The sequence below is a fragment of the Ensifer sp. genome (assembly GCF_031989085.1).
Lineage (GTDB): Bacteria > Pseudomonadota > Alphaproteobacteria > Rhizobiales > Rhizobiaceae > Ensifer.
In genome coordinates, this window is sequence record NZ_DALZXU010000001.1 from 2,564,564 (window position 1) to 2,580,230 (window position 15,667).

At 64.9% G+C, this 15,667-nt stretch carries 12 protein-coding genes; 3 read left to right on the forward strand and 9 right to left on the reverse strand.

The annotated features are described in order from the left end of the window. Positions 1–3: 3 nt before the first annotated feature. The 8 genes from RTP54_RS12515 to RTP54_RS12550 form a co-directional block, all read right to left on the reverse strand. Positions 4–972, reverse strand: coding sequence for a sugar-binding transcriptional regulator (locus tag RTP54_RS12515; RefSeq protein ID WP_112810336.1), 969 nt, complete (start codon positions 970–972; stop codon positions 4–6). A 347-nt stretch (positions 973–1,319) separates the two neighbouring features. Then, the gene (locus RTP54_RS12520) at positions 1,320–2,126 is read right to left on the reverse strand and encodes a class I SAM-dependent methyltransferase (RefSeq protein ID WP_312362973.1); all 807 of its coding nucleotides are present in this window, start codon (positions 2,124–2,126) and stop codon (positions 1,320–1,322) included. 273 nt (positions 2,127–2,399) lie between these two features. Further along, on the reverse strand, positions 2,400–4,058 hold the full coding sequence (locus RTP54_RS12525; RefSeq protein WP_312362974.1) for a urocanate hydratase: 1,659 nt from the start codon (positions 4,056–4,058) through the stop codon (positions 2,400–2,402). Between the two features lie 377 nt (positions 4,059–4,435). Then, on the reverse strand, positions 4,436–4,765 hold the full coding sequence (locus RTP54_RS12530; protein WP_312362976.1) for a TfoX/Sxy family protein: 330 nt from the start codon (positions 4,763–4,765) through the stop codon (positions 4,436–4,438). Positions 4,766–4,780: 15 nt separating this feature from the next. Continuing rightward, positions 4,781–5,875, reverse strand: coding sequence for a DUF917 domain-containing protein (locus RTP54_RS12535; protein WP_312362977.1), 1,095 nt, complete (start codon positions 5,873–5,875; stop codon positions 4,781–4,783). Position 5,876: 1 nt separating this feature from the next. Further along, complete coding sequence (locus tag RTP54_RS12540; RefSeq protein WP_312362978.1) at positions 5,877–7,148, reverse strand: Zn-dependent hydrolase; 1,272 nt, start codon at positions 7,146–7,148, stop codon at positions 5,877–5,879. Beyond that, complete coding sequence (locus tag RTP54_RS12545) at positions 7,145–8,524, reverse strand: dihydroorotase (protein ID WP_312362980.1); 1,380 nt, start codon at positions 8,522–8,524, stop codon at positions 7,145–7,147. The genes RTP54_RS12540 and RTP54_RS12545 overlap by 4 nt, the downstream gene beginning before the upstream one ends. Before the next feature lie 42 nt (positions 8,525–8,566). Continuing rightward, complete coding sequence (locus RTP54_RS12550) at positions 8,567–10,105, reverse strand: aromatic amino acid lyase (RefSeq protein ID WP_112810343.1); 1,539 nt, start codon at positions 10,103–10,105, stop codon at positions 8,567–8,569. Positions 10,106–10,314: 209 nt separating this feature from the next. Between RTP54_RS12550 and RTP54_RS12555 the strand changes: the two genes are divergently transcribed. Next, positions 10,315–11,493 (forward strand): LysR family transcriptional regulator, encoded by a 1,179-nt coding sequence (locus tag RTP54_RS12555; protein WP_312362982.1) that lies wholly within the window; start codon positions 10,315–10,317, stop codon positions 11,491–11,493. Positions 11,494–11,810: 317 nt separating this feature from the next. Here RTP54_RS12555 and RTP54_RS12560 read toward each other — a convergent pair whose 3' ends face one another. Next, the gene (locus tag RTP54_RS12560) at positions 11,811–12,782 is read right to left on the reverse strand and encodes a GlxA family transcriptional regulator (protein WP_312362984.1); all 972 of its coding nucleotides are present in this window, start codon (positions 12,780–12,782) and stop codon (positions 11,811–11,813) included. A gap of 108 nt (positions 12,783–12,890) precedes the next feature. Between RTP54_RS12560 and RTP54_RS12565 the strand changes: the two genes are divergently transcribed. Both RTP54_RS12565 and RTP54_RS12570 read left to right on the forward strand, forming a co-directional pair. Beyond that, complete coding sequence (locus RTP54_RS12565) at positions 12,891–13,793, forward strand: 3-keto-5-aminohexanoate cleavage protein (protein ID WP_112833184.1); 903 nt, start codon at positions 12,891–12,893, stop codon at positions 13,791–13,793. A gap of 129 nt (positions 13,794–13,922) precedes the next feature. Then, complete coding sequence (locus tag RTP54_RS12570) at positions 13,923–15,413, forward strand: carnitine 3-dehydrogenase (RefSeq protein ID WP_312362985.1); 1,491 nt, start codon at positions 13,923–13,925, stop codon at positions 15,411–15,413. Positions 15,414–15,667 lie beyond the last annotated feature (254 nt).

A 15,667-nucleotide genomic window follows, 5' to 3' on the forward strand; every position in this document is an offset into this window, starting at 1 on the left:
TCCTCATTTGCCGTCGGCGGCGAGCGCCCGGGCCGTCTTCTCGTCAGTGATCAGCCCGCTCAAAAGGCCGCTGCCCAGCACGGCGCGGATGGCGGGCGTCTTGATCTTGCCGCCGGCGACCGCCACCGTGCGGCGGTCCTTCAGGTCGTCGCGGCTCAAGGTGAAGGTGCGGTTCGACAGCGTCGTCTCGATCGGCCGGCCATCGTCGTCGAAGAAGTGGCCGAGCAACTCGCCCTTGCCCCCGCCTCTCTGGATTTCCTCGATCTCGCTCATCTCGATCATGCCGGTCGACACCAGCGACGCCTCGCGCTCCGCCGTGCCGATGCCGACCATCAGGAGGTCTGCGGTCTTGGCGAGATCGAACACCTCGCGCACGCCGCGCTGGCTGAAGAGCACATCGCGGTCCTCGACCGTGTTGGCGAAGAACGGCACGGGCATGACATAGGCTTCAGCACCGGTGCGCTCGGCCAGCCGGTGGATCACGTCATGGGGGTTGGCCGAGAACTTGCGAGTGAGCCCGCCGAGCAGCGAGACGAAGCGGGTATTGTTGCTGGTCGTGCGCGGCAGATATTCGACGCAGGCCGCAAGCGTGCGGCCATGACCGACGCCCACGAGCGCCGTGTCGCCGCGCTCGATCTCGCGCTTGAGGAACTGTGCGCCGGAAATGCCGAGCGCCTTCAGCGGCAGGTCGTCAGCATCGAAATCCGGAACGACCTCGCAGTAATCGAGGCCGTAACGTGCCGAGAGCTTCTGCTCCAGCTCGACGCATTCCGACACTTCACCGTCGATATAAACCTTCACCAGGCCTTCCTGGTTGGCCTTCATGATCAGGCGATGCGCTTTCAGCGACGTCAGCCCCAGCCGCTTGGCAACCTCCGCCTGGGTCAGGCCGCCGGCATAGTGCAGCCAGGCCGCCCGCGTCGCCATGCTGGTTTCGTCGTCGCGAAGGTTTGCACCGCCGATGATAGCCATCGTTTCCACCCGGATCTTTTATGTTGCGGTGCATGATAAATTTTGCACCGCATGATATTTTTTTCTCTCTAATGAAAGAAATTTCATGTGGTGAAAAAAATGTCAAGCAAGAACATGCGGACCGCGGTCACGGTTTGCGGATCGATGCGAATGAAAGGGGGAAAAGACCGTCGCTGCGCCCATCTCTTCGGACAAGCACTCTGGTCCTGCACGGCCATGAACGGCGGACAAGCGGCATCGACAGACCAATTGCGAGTGATGCTGCCGCCAGAAAAACCGGCGACGCCGCACCGGCTTCGTCAGCCAGGCCGTTCGTCAGCATGGGTGCGTGGGGCGCCGAACATCCATCACGCCGAGGGCACGACCCCGCGACAGGCCCAGGCGACCGCGGCAAAGGAGCGAGGGCCATCGGCCTCGCCCGCTTCAAAGGCGGCCCTTACCGCCGCCTCGGTCCTTGCCCGCTGGTCCTGTGGCAGCGAGGCGACATATTTGCCCAGTGGCCCCTCGCCAGCGGCAATAGGTTCCCAGAAGTCCGAAAACGATCGATAGTCCATCCGGATCGTCAGCGATGTTTCCTCGACATTCGTGAGACCGTTCGCCATGAAACTGCGTTTCATTTCGCCCGGCCGGGTCATCGGCTGGAAGCAGTAATGGCTGCGGATCCGGGCAGCATTTTCATCAAGCATGGCCGCGGTATCCAGGACCATGCGCATGCCAGACATTCCGCCGAGGTGATCCCACACGGCAGCCGCGACCACGCCGCCGGGCCGCACTACCCGACACATTTCGGCAACCGCCTTGTCCGCCTCGGGTACGAAATGCAGAACCAGAAGCGCCAGCGCCCGATCGAAGGAACCGTCGGCGAAGGCAAGCGCACAGGCATCGCCCTGCTGGATACTGATCTTCTTATCCGTGTTGCGCTGGCTCGCCGCCTCGACGAAAACGGGCGAAAAATCGATCGCGACGATTTCGCCGAGATTGGCAGCCTGCGGCAGTGCGAAGGTGAGACTGCCGGTACCGCAGCCGACATCGAGGACCCGCTCGCCATCGGCAATGCCGGCGAAATCGATGAAAGGCGGCGCAAGCTGCTTGCTCCAGCGGCCCATCAACTGCTCGTAGCCGTCAGCGTTCTGCACAGTGAAGCTCGACGTCATGATCGCCTCCAGGCAGTGAAAGACCGTATTGTATCGCGGAGAGATCGGCGTACCAAGGCGCTCGGGATAACCCCCAATCAGTTTCTTCCCCTCCCTCATTTCTGTGCTTGTCACAGAAATCCAACAGCGCCGCGTCGGCGGCGCAAGGGACCCTTCGTCCTATGGACAGGGATCATTCACGGCGCGGACGCGCCGTGGCTGGATCCCTGTGACAAGCACAGGGATGAGGTCGGGGTGCAAGTCGCCTGCCAAAAGCCAGGTCGGATCCGCGCGCTAAACCTTCACATGCCCGATGCCCTTGGCGGCGATCTCCTCGAAGCTCTCCTCATAGCCGGCATCCGCATAGCGGATGACGCCGAGCGCGGTGTCGTTGGTCAGCGCATGGTCGAGCCGCTCGTCGGCCTCCGCCGTGCCATCGGCGACCACGGTCACGCCGCAGCTTGTCATGTAGCCGGCATAACCGCCGCCGCCGGAGTGCACGACGACGAGATCCGCCATGGACGAGCAGAGCAGCATGGCATCGAGAAGCGGCCAGTCGGCGATCGCGTCGGATCCGTCCTTCATCCGCTCGGTCATGATGTTGGGGTGCGCCATGGCGCCCGCATCCAGATGGTCGCGCGAAAAGGCGATCGGGCCTTTCAGTTCGCCGGAAGCGACCAATTCGTTGACGCGCCGCGCCAGCTGAGTGCGCTCGCCATGCCCGAGCCAGGCGATGCGGGCCGGCAGGCCCTCGAACGGGATATGCTCGCGCGCAAGCCGGATCCAGTTGGTGACGATCCTGTTGTCCGGGAACATTTCGAGCAGCAGATCGTCGATGCGGGCGATGTCGCTCTCCTCGCCCGAAAGCGCCATCCAGCGGAAGGGGCCGATGGCGCGGGCAAAGAGCGGGCGCAGATAGGCCTCGGTGAAGATCGGGATGTCGAAGGCGTTGGCGACGCCGCCCTCGCGTGCCTGGGTGCGGATGAGGTTGCCGTTGTCGAAGACTTCGGCGCCCTTTTTCTGGAAATCGAGCATCGCCGTCACATGCTCGACGATCGAGGCGCGGCTCGCCGCCATCAGCTGCCCCTGGCCGTCGTCGCGCAGCGACTTGACCTGATCGAGGCTCATGCCCTTCGGCACATAGCCGTAGACGAGATCGTGCGCCGAGGTCTGGTCGGTCACCACATCGGGCACGATGCCGCGCCGCGCGATCTCGGGATAGATCTCGGCGGCGTTGCCGACGAGGCCGACGGAGAGCGCGCGCCTGTCCTTCACTGCCGCATCGATCATCGACAGGGCCGTGTCGAGATCCGGCGCGATCTCCTGGAGATAGCCGATCTCCCGGCGCTTCCTCGCCCGGTCCGCATCGATGTCGACGCAGAGGATCGCAGCCCCCGCCATGCGGCCGGCGAGCGGCTGCGCGCCGCCCATGCCACCGAGGCCTGCGGTCAGAACGAAGCGACCCAGGAGATCGCCGCCGAAACGGCGCTCGGCAATGCGCATGAAGATCTCGTAAGTGCCCTGGATCACGCCTTGGCTGCCGATATATTGCCAGGCACCGGCCGTCAGCCCGCCCCAGCAGATCAGCCCTTTGCGCTGTAGCTCGTAGAAGACCTCGGCCTTTGCCCATTGGCCGACGATGTTGCAATTGGCCATGATGACGAGCGGCGCCTTGGCATGGGTCTTGAGCAACCCCACCGGCTTGCCGGACTGAATTATGAGCGTCTGGTCCTCGTCCATTTCGGTCAGCGCCTTGACGATGGCGCGATGCGCCGGCCAACTGCGCGCCGCCTTGCCGAGCGCTGCATAGACGATAAGATTGTCCGGATCCTCGCCGACGGAAAGCACGTTTTCGAGCAGCCGCAACAGCGCTTCTTGCCGCCAGCCCCTGGCGCGCAGCTCCGGCCCGCCGGGGATGGGAAAAGCAGGATGGCGGGGATTGGCCTTGGGCATGGTGTCGTTCCTCGTTGTTGCGTCCGTGGGGCGGTGTGGGCGGCCTCTCACCGACGGATGCCGGATGGTTGCGCCCCTCATTCATGACGGCGCGGCGGCTACCCCATTCATTCTCGGCGGCGACAGGTCACTGCTTCCATTCATCGTGCGGAGAAAGCCTGCCCCTCACCCTAACCCTCTCCCCGCTTGCGGGGAGAGGGGATTGCGTTGTGCTTGCTGCGCTGGCCTAAACCACGGCGACATTGCTTCGTCCCACGCTGGGCGGGAGAATGGTTCGGCGCTTGCCACACTCTCGGCGGCTACCCGTCGATCTCGTCCCCTCTCCCCGCTTGCGGGGAGAGGGTTAGGGTGAGGGGCAAACCACGCCCTCTTAGGATTCACTTCGGCGGCAACGTCTCCACGAACGCAATCGCGCCACCGAGCAGCCGCCTGCGCAAACCATCGTCGCCATGGGCATCCGCCCCGGCGCGCACCCAGCCATGCATCGCCCGACCGTTCATCACCATCAGCTCGATATCCGGCAGATCAAGCGCCCAGCCGTCATTGCCCTTGCCGAGCCTCACGAGCAGCGAGCCTTCGCGCGCACCCAGGAGCAGGTTGCCGTTCAGCAGAAACGCCCAGCCGCCGAACATCGCCTTTTCCGAAAGCCCGGCGCGAACGACGAGGTCTTCGCGGATCAGTTCTTCCAGCCCCGCATCGCGCGCCATGATCCTCTCCCGTGATTACCGTCCGGCCAGCGCGTAGCGGGCAAGCTCGATGCCCATTGCCTTTTCGACCGATGGATAGACCGTCGGGTCGAGCACGCTCGACGACAGCGGGATCACCGTCTTCGGCACATGCAGCACCAAGATCGTCATACCCACCTGCAGCTGCCCGACGCTCAAGGGTTCGCCCTCCGGCGACAGCGTGGTGATGACGTCGGGGAAGGTCGCAAGCCGCGTGCCTTCCGCAGAGTCAACCGCCATGTATTCGTTCATCACGTGAAGGGTCGTAGAGTCAGATCCCTTCCCCAGCGTCACCGTGCCGATGTCGAAAGCTTCCTTGGTGTAAACCACGGATTTGTCTGTGATCACGCCTTCAGCAAGGATCACGCCATTGGTCGTCTTGACGATCGCGTCGATGACGGCACTGCCACCCCTGGCTTCGGCCGCGATGATCGCCTCGCCCAAAGCCAGCGCCAACGAGATGCCACCAAGTGCTGCATTGTCCCGGACATAGGATGCCCTGACCGGATTTCGGCAGGACGCAATGAAGCCGCCGGACATGTCCGACGCGGTGCGCAGGATCGGCGACACCTTGGCGGTCGCCCCGCGCACCACCAGCTCGATATAGCGGTTGTCGTCGCGATTTCCGCCGACCGCCGTCTGGATCATCGGCTCGGGCGACCCGGCAAGGCCGATCGAGCCCATGTCGCCGGTCGGGTGCGCGCGGATGTCGCCGACCGCATCGACCACCTTGGTTCCGAGGATCGCCGAAGGCAACCAGCCGTTCAGCGTCGAGGACTTGCCGTTCTGGCCGATGATCAGGCCCGCAACTTTCTCGCCGAGCGCCTCCTGCAGCAATTGCACCGCCTTGACGTAATCGACGCCGCGCATTTCCCAGGGCGTCGTCGAGGCGGGCGCGCCGATGGCAGCCGCCGTCGCCACCCAGTCGTTGGCGTCGAGTTCGTCGATCGACACCAACTCGGGCTTGCCGATGGAGACTGCGGCATAGCCGAGCATGCGGCCGTGATCGGCCCAGCCGCCGCCGCCGGCGGCATAAACGGAGCCGCCCTTGACGGCTGCTTCCACGTCCTTTTCCTTGAGTATCCGGCCCATCTCAAACCTTCTCCTGCAATCTCTTGTCGAGCGCCTTCACCGTCTCGAGAAGGACGGCCGCACCAAGCGCGATGTCGTCATTGTCAGCCCATTCGTCGGGCGCGTGCGATCGGCCGCCGCGGCAAGGGATGAAAATCATCGCCGAGCGGGTGATCCGCCCCATCCAGGCGGTGTCGTGGCCGGCACCCGACGCCATGCGCCGGTGGCGCGCGCCGATCTGGCCACAGCTTTCTTCCAGCGTCGAAAGCAGAAGGGGATCGCCGGGTGTAGGCGGGTTGTCGGAAATCACATTGGCGGGCGCGATCGTCACACCGGCCTCGCCAGCAACGCCGAGACAAAGCGGCCCAAGCGCTTGAAGAAACCGCTCCATCTGCGGGCGCAACTCGGCACGCGCATCGATCAGCAACCGTGCGCGCGACGGCACGACATTGGCGACGTTCGGCTCGATCGAGAATTCGCCGACCGTCGCCGTGAAATGCCCCTCGCCCCTGGAAAACTCCGTCGCCAGCCGTTCGATCGCGAGCACCAGACGCGAGGCCGCGACAAGGGCGTCTCGGCGGTGCCCCATCGGCGTGGTGCCGGCATGATCCGCCTGGCCCTCGACGATGATCTCGATGCGGGTGATGCCGGAAATGGCCGTGACCACGCCGATATCGAGCCGCCCTGTCTCCAGTACCGGGCCCTGCTCGATATGCAGCTCCAGAAACGCCTTGATGTCGGAGCGCTTCGAGCCGGACAGACGCGACGGATCGCCGCCGACCTCGACGATGCCCTGCCTGAGGCTGAGTTCCCCCTGCATCCGGCTCAGCCAGCCATCCGGCAGGATGCCGGCCATGCCGCGGCTGCCGACGCAGGAGACGCCGAAGATCGACACTTCCTCGGCCAGGAAGTCGACGATCTCCAGATCGTGATCGAGTTCGATGCCGGCATCCGAAAGCGCGCGCGCCACTTCAAGCGCCGCCGCCACGCCGGCAATGCCGTCGAAACGACCGCCCTCGGGCACCGTGTCGGAATGGGAGCCGAGCATCAGCGTGCCCAATGCCGACTTGCGACCCTTGCGCCGGCCAATGAGATTGCCGGCCGCATCGATGCGGGTTTCGAGGCCGGCCGCCCGGAAGCGGCGTTCGAGAAACGCGCGGCCCTCCAGGAAAAGCGGCGTGAAGGCGCGCCGCGTATAGGGCCGGTCCGGCTCGGTGATGCCTGCAAGCCCGTTGACGATGCCGGCGATCCGGCCGGCATCCACCGGCAGATTGGTCTTTGTGCTGGTCGTCATCGGGCCTCCTGCAGGGCCAGGGTCTGAAGTGGGCGAACGAATGCGCCGGTGCCTGGCTTGGCAACGACAATGCGGCCATCGAAGGCAAGCGCTCCGCGCAGATAGGTGGCAGACACCCGCCAGGGCAGCCGGATGCCGTTATAGGGCGACCATCCGACGACGTTGTTGCCGCTTGTCGCGGCGTCATAAACATAGGGCTCAGGCGTCATCACGATGATGTCGGCGTCCTTGCCGGGCTCCAGCGCGCCCTTTTGGTGATCGAGCCGGAAATGTCGCGCCGGGTTCAGCGACATCAGCTCGGCCGCCCGCGTCAGGGAAATGCCGCGTTCGAGCAAACCCTTGACGAACAGCGGCACCATGACCTCAAGCCCCGGCACGCCGGAGGCATTGGCGAGCATGTCCGGGTTGGTCTTTCGATCCTCCGACCAGCTGACATGATCAGTCGAAACCATCGTCACCGTGCCGTCGGCCACATGCCGCCATAGCTTTTCCACCTCGGCGCGCGGGCGGATCGGCGGATTGATCTTGGCCTTGCCGCCGAGCCGGCGCACGTCGTTTTCCTCGTCGAGCGTCAGGTAATGGATGCAGCATTCGATCGTCGCGGCATGGCCCTGCGCCCGATAGGCGGCGGCGATCTCGTAGCCGCGCCCGAGCGAACAATGCACCACATGCGCCGGACATCCGGTCGCAGCTCCGGTCTCGTAGATCTGGTTGGTCGCAAGCAGCTCCGTCAGCGGCGGGCGCGACAGGCCGTGCGCCCGGTAGTCGGCAACGCCCGCGGCCTTGACCTTTTCGATCGCCGCGCGCACCGCCTCGTCGTCCTCGTTGTGCACGCCGGCTGTCAGTCCCGTCGGCGCGATGGCGCGAAAGCAATCCTCGAGCAGGGCTGCCGGAATGCGCGGAAAGCGCTTGGGATCGGTGCCGAAGGTGGAGAACTTGAAAGCGGCGACGCCGGCCTCGACCATTTCGAGAATGCGGGCCGGCCCCTCCTCCGGATCGACAGTGCCGTAGAGCGCAAAGTCGACGCGTGCCTGCGGGCGCGCATGCTCGACCTTGTAGGCGACGGCCTCGGCCGAGCAGACGAGATTGCCCTCGTCATAGGGCATGTCGACGATGGTGGTGACGCCACCGGCGGCCGCCGACCGCGTCGACCAGACGAAATCCTCCTGGTTCTTCTGTGACAGCGAATGCACCTGCGCATCGACGGCGCCCGGCAGGATCATCGCGGTACCGAGATCGTGGCGCTCGCGCGCAGACGGCGCGGCGCCCTGCCCGACATGCACGACCTTGCCGTCGCGCACCGCCACATGTCCGCCCTCGACGATCCGGTGCGGAAGAACCACGGTGCCTTTCAGGACAAGATCGAAATCGGACATGGTGTTCTCCCCTCTGATCGGTCTTGCTGGATCGGTTTCAGGTCATTTGCCGAGCGCGAAGAAGTCGTCGAACTCCGGCATCGGCGCCATCGAAACGAATGTGCGCAGGAGGTCATGGCAGGTGAAGGCCTGCTGCAGCGCCTCGATCTCCTTCGAAAGCGGCCGGTCCTTGATATACATCGGGCTGATCGAGCGGGTGCGCTCATGCGCGAGCTTGACGATCCCCTGCGGCGCGTCGCCGACGAGGTCTATCGCCTGTGACGACAGGATCGCCTCGATCGCCGCCAGCTGCCGGAGATCGCGCACCTGCGTTTCCATGCGCTCGACGATCAGCGGCAGGAAGGTTGCTTCCTCCTCCAGCCCGCCGGCAACGACGATCGACTGCGCCGAAAGCGGCACCGCCATCGACTGCACGCGCATGTAGAGTTCGACGGCGAGCTTCATCAGCGGACCGAGACCGGTCGCGACTTCGCCCGGCGCCACCAGATTGACCGACAGGTTGCGGCGTCCGCCATTCGACAGGAGGATGCAGCGATTGAGCACGTTGCGCGCCACATGCGAAAAGGCGATCTGCGCGGTTTCGACATAGAGCGTCGTCGTCAGGGGCAGCGAAGCGCCCGAGGCATGCACCTGGCCGCCGAGCACCACCGGATTGTCGTCTGAGAGATAGGTCGCCTCGACCAGCCGGCCGGCGGCCACCAGCAACGTATCGACCACGGCGCCGAACACCTGGGCGGTCATGCGCAGGCTCAAGGGGTCATGGATCGCCGTCGGCAGCGGCCAGTCGGCCACGCCGGACTGGCCGTAGAGCCAGGAGCCAACCAGCGCCTCGCCGCGCGTTGACAGCGTTGCTGCCACCCGCCAGGGATCGGCAGAGGCGCCGAGCGCCTGGGAAGACATGACGCCGGTGACAAGCAATACGCGGATGGCGGCTGCGGCCTCACGCAGCACGTCGGCTGCCGCCGAATAGGCGATCGCATTGACGCTGAGGGCGGCCAGCGCATCGCGCGGCCGCATAACCAGGGGCTCAAGCCCGGCATCGGCAAGCGCGGTCTCTGCGGGCACCAGCCGGCCACGATGATAGGCCTCGCCGACCCCGGTCAGGACGGCGGCGATCTGGCCCATCAGGCCGATATCGGCGCAGCCCATCGAGCCGTGCCGGCGCACGGCCGGAATGATGTCGTGCTCGATGAGAGCAAGAAACGCGGTGATCAGCTCGGGGCTGCAGCCGGTGTGTCCGCGCATGGCGGTGTTGCAGCGGATAGCGATCGCCTTGCGCACGATCGGCACCGCGAAGAATTCGCCAGTGCCGAAATGGTGCGCGCGCACCAGCGACGTGTTGAACTCCGCCAGGTCGTCGGCCGTCCACAGCCGGTCCTTCATCGAGCCGACGCCGGTGTTGGAGCCGTAGACCGGCAGGCCAAGCGCGATACGGTCGGCGATCACCTTGTGGGCGGCGGCCACCCGTTCCATGCCACCCTCGTCCGCGACCGGCCTCGCCGCCCCCGAGCCGATTTCCTCGAGCGTCGCGAAGTCGAGCGGTTTCCCGCACAGAACGATGGACTTGACCTGTTGCAGCATGCCTGGGGTACCTTACCACGCACTCCGCCTCGATGCCGAAACGATGCGTGGATGCAAAGACTTGGACGCGATCGGCCCTTGAGAAAGAGGGATCGTCCAGCCGCATGCTATGCGTTTTGTTCGCCACCATGATATATCCCAAATCCGGAACAGTCGATGCCGATTGCCGAACATGGCAATCACGACGCTGCCGGCGGAGAACTCTTGTCATGGACATTGCCACGATCCTGCTCGTCGAGGCCGTGATGAACGAAGGCGGCATCAGGCGCGCTGCCGCCGCGACAGGTCGCGCACCATCGAGCGTCAGCGCCGCCGTGCGCCGCTTCGAGCAGGCCGTTTCGATCCCCCTCTTTCGCCGCGATGGCAACCTCATGGCGCTGACGCTGGAGGCCCGCGCACGCCAGGCCGATGTCGCCACGGCGAGCGCCACCATTCGATCCTTGCTTGCGACCGCCAACACCGAACCGATGGCGACAATCCCGCCTGTCGGGCTGGTGGCGCTCGATCGGTTCGTGCGCATCGCCCGCGCCGGCAGCGTGCGCGCCGCCGCCCGCACGCTCAGCCTCGGCCAGCCGCAACTGACGCGACAGGTCGGCGCCTTGGAGCGTCATTTCGGATGCCGGCTGTTCGAACGCTCCCATGGCGGCATCGTCTGCACGCAGACCGCCCTCGACATCCTGCCGGATATCGAACGCCTGCTCGACATCTGGGCGCGGCTGACGCGCGCATCGGCCGACCGCTTCCGAAGAGACGTCACCACCTGGCGCCTCGGCGCCGTCATGCCGCTCGGGCCGGAAAGCGAGATAGCCCGCATGCTGGCGGCACTGACCGCGACCTGGCATCGCGCCCGCCCTCGGCAGCCCCTCTTCATTTCCAGCACGACCGCCGACGAGCTTCTGGCCGGCCTGAAGAGCCGGCGCTTCGACGCAGCCCTCCTCGACATCGCCGGCATTCCCCCGGATTTCGATGGTCGCCTGGTGACCGAGACGCCGCTGGTGCTGGCCGGCCCGGCGCCCGCCTTGTCGGAAATGGGTGGCGATCTCCCGCAGCTTCTCGCCACCTGCCCGATCGCCGTGCCCAGCGTGCGAAGCGGCCTGCGCCGTGAGGTCACCCGCTTTCTCGAAGACACGCTCAGCGATGTCGAGCGCCGCCGGGTGACGCTGGTCGAGGTCGATTCCATCCCCGTCATCATCAACCTGGTCAGCCACCACGGCTACCTCTCGGTGCTGCCGGAAACATCCCTGTCGCGCATCCACCGCCCACCCGCGATGATCAGGCTCGGGGCGCACTACCGGCAGTCGCTTACCCTCGTCTGGCCACGCGGCGCCTTTTCCAGCGATGTCGGCGAGTTGATGATTTCGATGATGCGGACAAGCGCTCAGACTTGAGGCCGCGCGGTGTCATGCGGTGTAGCTGGCACATAATTTCGCGAGCTCGGGTTTGCCATTGTCCTCATTCCTGTGCTTGTCACAGGAATCCAGTCGACGTGCGACGACGCGGCCGAAAGACTCTTTACCAGCCCAAGGACTTGGGCCGGCTAGATCCCTGTGACATGCACAGGAATGAGGGAGGGAGAAACGGTCGCGAACGAAAGCAGGCTCCATACCTGAAGCAACGGCTTCGGACTCAATTGCTGAGCACTCGCGGCCAACCCTCAGAAACGACTCCCAAATTCACCCCTTGAATCAAAACTTGAAGTGCGCTCTCAGCCCTTCAGCTTCAGCCGCCTGCGCGTCTCGCTCGGGCTTTCGCGATAATGCGCGCGATAGCTGCGCGAGAACGATGATGACGAGTTGAAGCCGGAGATCGCGGCGATATCGGCAAATTCCATGCGCGTCTCGATCACCTTGCGCCGTGCCGCATTCAGCCGCAGTGCCAGATAATGTTCGTGCGGCCCCACCCCCATCGTGTCGCGAAACAGGTCCTGCAGGTGGCGCACGCTGACACCGATGCGGCGGGCAAGGCGCGCGAGCGTCAGCGGCGCTTCCACCGTCTCCTCCATCAACTTGACGGCAGCGCCGACGCGGGGATCGAGGATGCGCATGTTGCCGATCGCCGGCATCTGCAGGAGGTCGCCGCGGGTGCGCTCCTGCTCGTAGATGAACAGCCTGGACACCTCGAGCGCCAGCGAATAGCCGTGCGCCCGGCGGATCAGCTCCAGCATCAGGTCGAGTGTCGGCAGAGAGCCGCCCGTGGTGATGCGTTTGCCGTCGATGACGAAGCGCTCCCGCACCATCGTCACCTGCGGATAGGCCGCGGAGAAATCCTCGAAATCCTCCCAGTGGGTGGTGGCTCTGGATGTGTCGAGCAGGCTGGTTTCGGCGAGCAGCCACGAGCCGGATTCGATGCCCGCCATCAGTTGGCGATGGCGGGCGGTCTGCGACAGCATCATCTTCAGCTGCGAGGTGGCGCTGCGTTGCCAGTTGTAGCTTGAGAGAATGAACAGCGGCGCCGTCTCGCGCTGTGGCCGGAAGGTGCCCGAAACCGGGATGGGAATGCCGCTTTTGGTTTCGATCGGCTGTCCGTCGGGGCTGTACAGCGTCCAGCTGTAGAGCGGCCGCCCGGCGATGCGGTTGGCGGCGCGCATCGGCTCGATCACCGAGGCAACGAGGATCAGATTGGTCTCCGGCAGCACGAGGATATCGGCGTGCTGCACCTGCGAAACGACCTGATCCATATGCAAACTTCTCCGCCCCGTTGCCGATAATGTACAATCTGGAACCGATTATGAAAAGCAGCGCTGTCGTTCTTGGCTCGTAATGGCCGCAATAAAAGGGAGACAGCAATGCCGCTCAGCATGAACCGCGAGGTATTCATCACCTGTGCCGTCACCGGCTCGGGAGACACCGTTTCGAAGTCCAGCCACGTTCCGATCACGCCCAAGCAGATCGCCGAAGCGGCGGTCGAGGCGGCCAAGGCGGGTGCGGCCGTCATCCACTGCCACGTTCGCGATCCGGAGACCGGCGCGCCCTCCCGCAGGCTCGATCTCTACCGGGAAGTGACCGACCGGATCCGCTCCGCCGATATCGACATCGTCTTGAACCTCACCGCCGGCATGGGCGGCGACCTGGTGTTCGGCAATGTCGAGAGCCCCTTGCCCGTCAACGAGAAGTTCACCGACATGGCCGGCGCCACCGAGCGTGTCGCCCATGTGGCCGAGTGTCTGCCGGAGATCTGCACGCTCGATTGCGGCACGATGAATTTTTCGCTCGGCGACTATGTCATGACCAACACGCCGTCGATGCTGCGCGAAATGGCGCGCCAGATGACCGCGCTCGGCGTGCGCCCCGAGATCGAGGCCTTCGACACCGGCCATCTCTGGTTTGCCAAGCAGCTCGCAGAGGAAGGCCTGATCGAGGATCCGGTGCTGATCCAGCTTTGCATGGGCATTCCCTGGGGCGCGCCTGACGACCTCAACACCTTCATGGCGATGGTCAACAACGTGCCTGCCAACTGGACCTTCTCGGCCTTCTCCATCGGCCGCAACGCGCTCGCCTATCCGGCAGCGGCAGTCCTTGCCGGCGGCAACGTTCGCGTCGGCCTCGAAGACAACCTCTATATCGGCAAGGGCCAGCTCGCGACCAACGGCCAGCTCGTCGAAAAGGCTGTCGGTGTCATCGAGGGCATGGGCGCCAAGATCATCGGGCCGGATGAAGTCCGCAAGAAACTGAAGCTGACGAAACGCTGAATGAGAAGGTGTCCGGCAGCCCCTCATCCGGCCTGCCGGCCACCTTCTCCCCGCAGGCGGGGAGAGGGCTAGGGTGAGGGGCAAACCCACGCAAGGGGTAGTCTGCAATTTTAGAAGTCGAGGTGAGGAATGACCGAAATCAAGAATGCAGCCTGCGTCGGTGGCGGCGTCATCGGCGGCGCCTGGGTGGCGCGTTTCGCGCTCGCCGGTATCGATGTGAAGATCTTCGACCCGCATCCCGAAGCCGAGCGCATCATCGGCGAAGTCATGGCGAATGCCGAACGCGCCTATGCCATGCTGACCATGGCGCCGCTGCCGCCGAAGGGAAAACTCACCTTCTGCAAAAGCATCGAGGAAACCGTCAAGGACGCTGATTGGATTCAGGAAAGCGTGCCCGAGCGGCTGGAGCTGAAGCGCGGCGTGATCACGCAGATCGATGCCGCGGCACGACCGGACGCGCTGATCGGCTCGTCCACCTCCGGCCTGCTGCCGTCCGACCTGCAGGCGGAGATGAAACATCCCGAGCGCATGTTCGTGGCGCATCCCTATAACCCCGTCTACCTCTTGCCGCTGGTCGAACTCGTCGGCGGCAAAAAGACCTCGAAGGCGACGATCGAACGCGCCATGCGGGGCGTCGAGCAGATCGGCATGAAGGGCGTCGTCATCGCCAAGGAGATCGAGGCCTTCGTCGGCGACCGCCTGCTGGAGGCGCTGTGGCGCGAGGCGCTGTGGCTGATCCAGGACGATATCTGCGATACCGAGACGCTCGACAACGTCATGCGCTATTCCTTCGGCATGCGCTGGGCGCAGATGGGCCTGTTCGAAACCTATCGCATCGCCGGCGGCGAAGCCGGCATGCGCCACTTCCTCGCCCAGTTCGGCCCGTGCCTCAAATGGCCCTGGACCAAGTTCACCGACGTCGTCGACCTCGACGATGCGCTGGTGGAAAAGATCGGCGCCCAGTCTGACGCGCAGGCCGCCGGCCGCTCGATCCGCGAGCTTGAGCGCATCCGCGACGAAAATCTCGTCGGCATCATGCATGCGCTGAAATCGGGCAATGGCGGCGAAGGCTGGGGAGCCGGCAAGCTGCTCGCCGATTTCGAGGCCAAGCTCTGGGCCAACGCCAAGAAGCCTGAAGCCGATCTCGGCGACGTCAAGCCGCTGCACATTCTCGATACCAAGGTGAGCGCCGCCTGGGTAGACTACAACGGCCACATGACCGAACACCGCTATCTCCAGGTGTTCGGCGATACTTCCGACGGCCTGTTGCGCCTGATCGGCGTCGACCTCGAATATGTCCGCGACGGCCACAGCTACTATACGGTCGAGACCCATATCCGCAATCTCGGCGAGGCCAAGCTCGGCGATGCGCTCTATTCGACCTGCCAGCTCCTGTCCTCGGACGAAAAGCGCCTGCATCTCTTCTCGACGATCTACAATGCCGCAACGAAGGAAGCGGTCGCCACCGCCGAGCAGATGATGCTGCATGTCGACAGCAAGGCCGGCAAGGCGGTCGCCGCCCCTGCCAAGGTCCTCGACAAGCTGAAGGCGATCACCGAGGCGCATGCCGGCCTGCCGACGCCCGAAGGCGCCGGCCGGTTCGTCGGCCAGAAGCGCTGACTGCGCCGAAGCGGGCAATGTCGGGCGAAGGCCCCTCATCCCGCTGCCGCGACCGTCTCCCCGTGCACGGGGAGACGGGACATGCCGCAACCGCTCGCTCCTCACAATGGTCGCAGCGGTTCTGGTGGCCGCAGCGATGAGCTGCGCGAGAGGCGTCCCCTCTCCCCGCCTGCGGGGAGAGGGTTAGTCCTCGGGTTCAACCCGAGGAGAGCGGCAGGATAAGCACGCCTGCGGTCGATGGGGAGATTGACCGC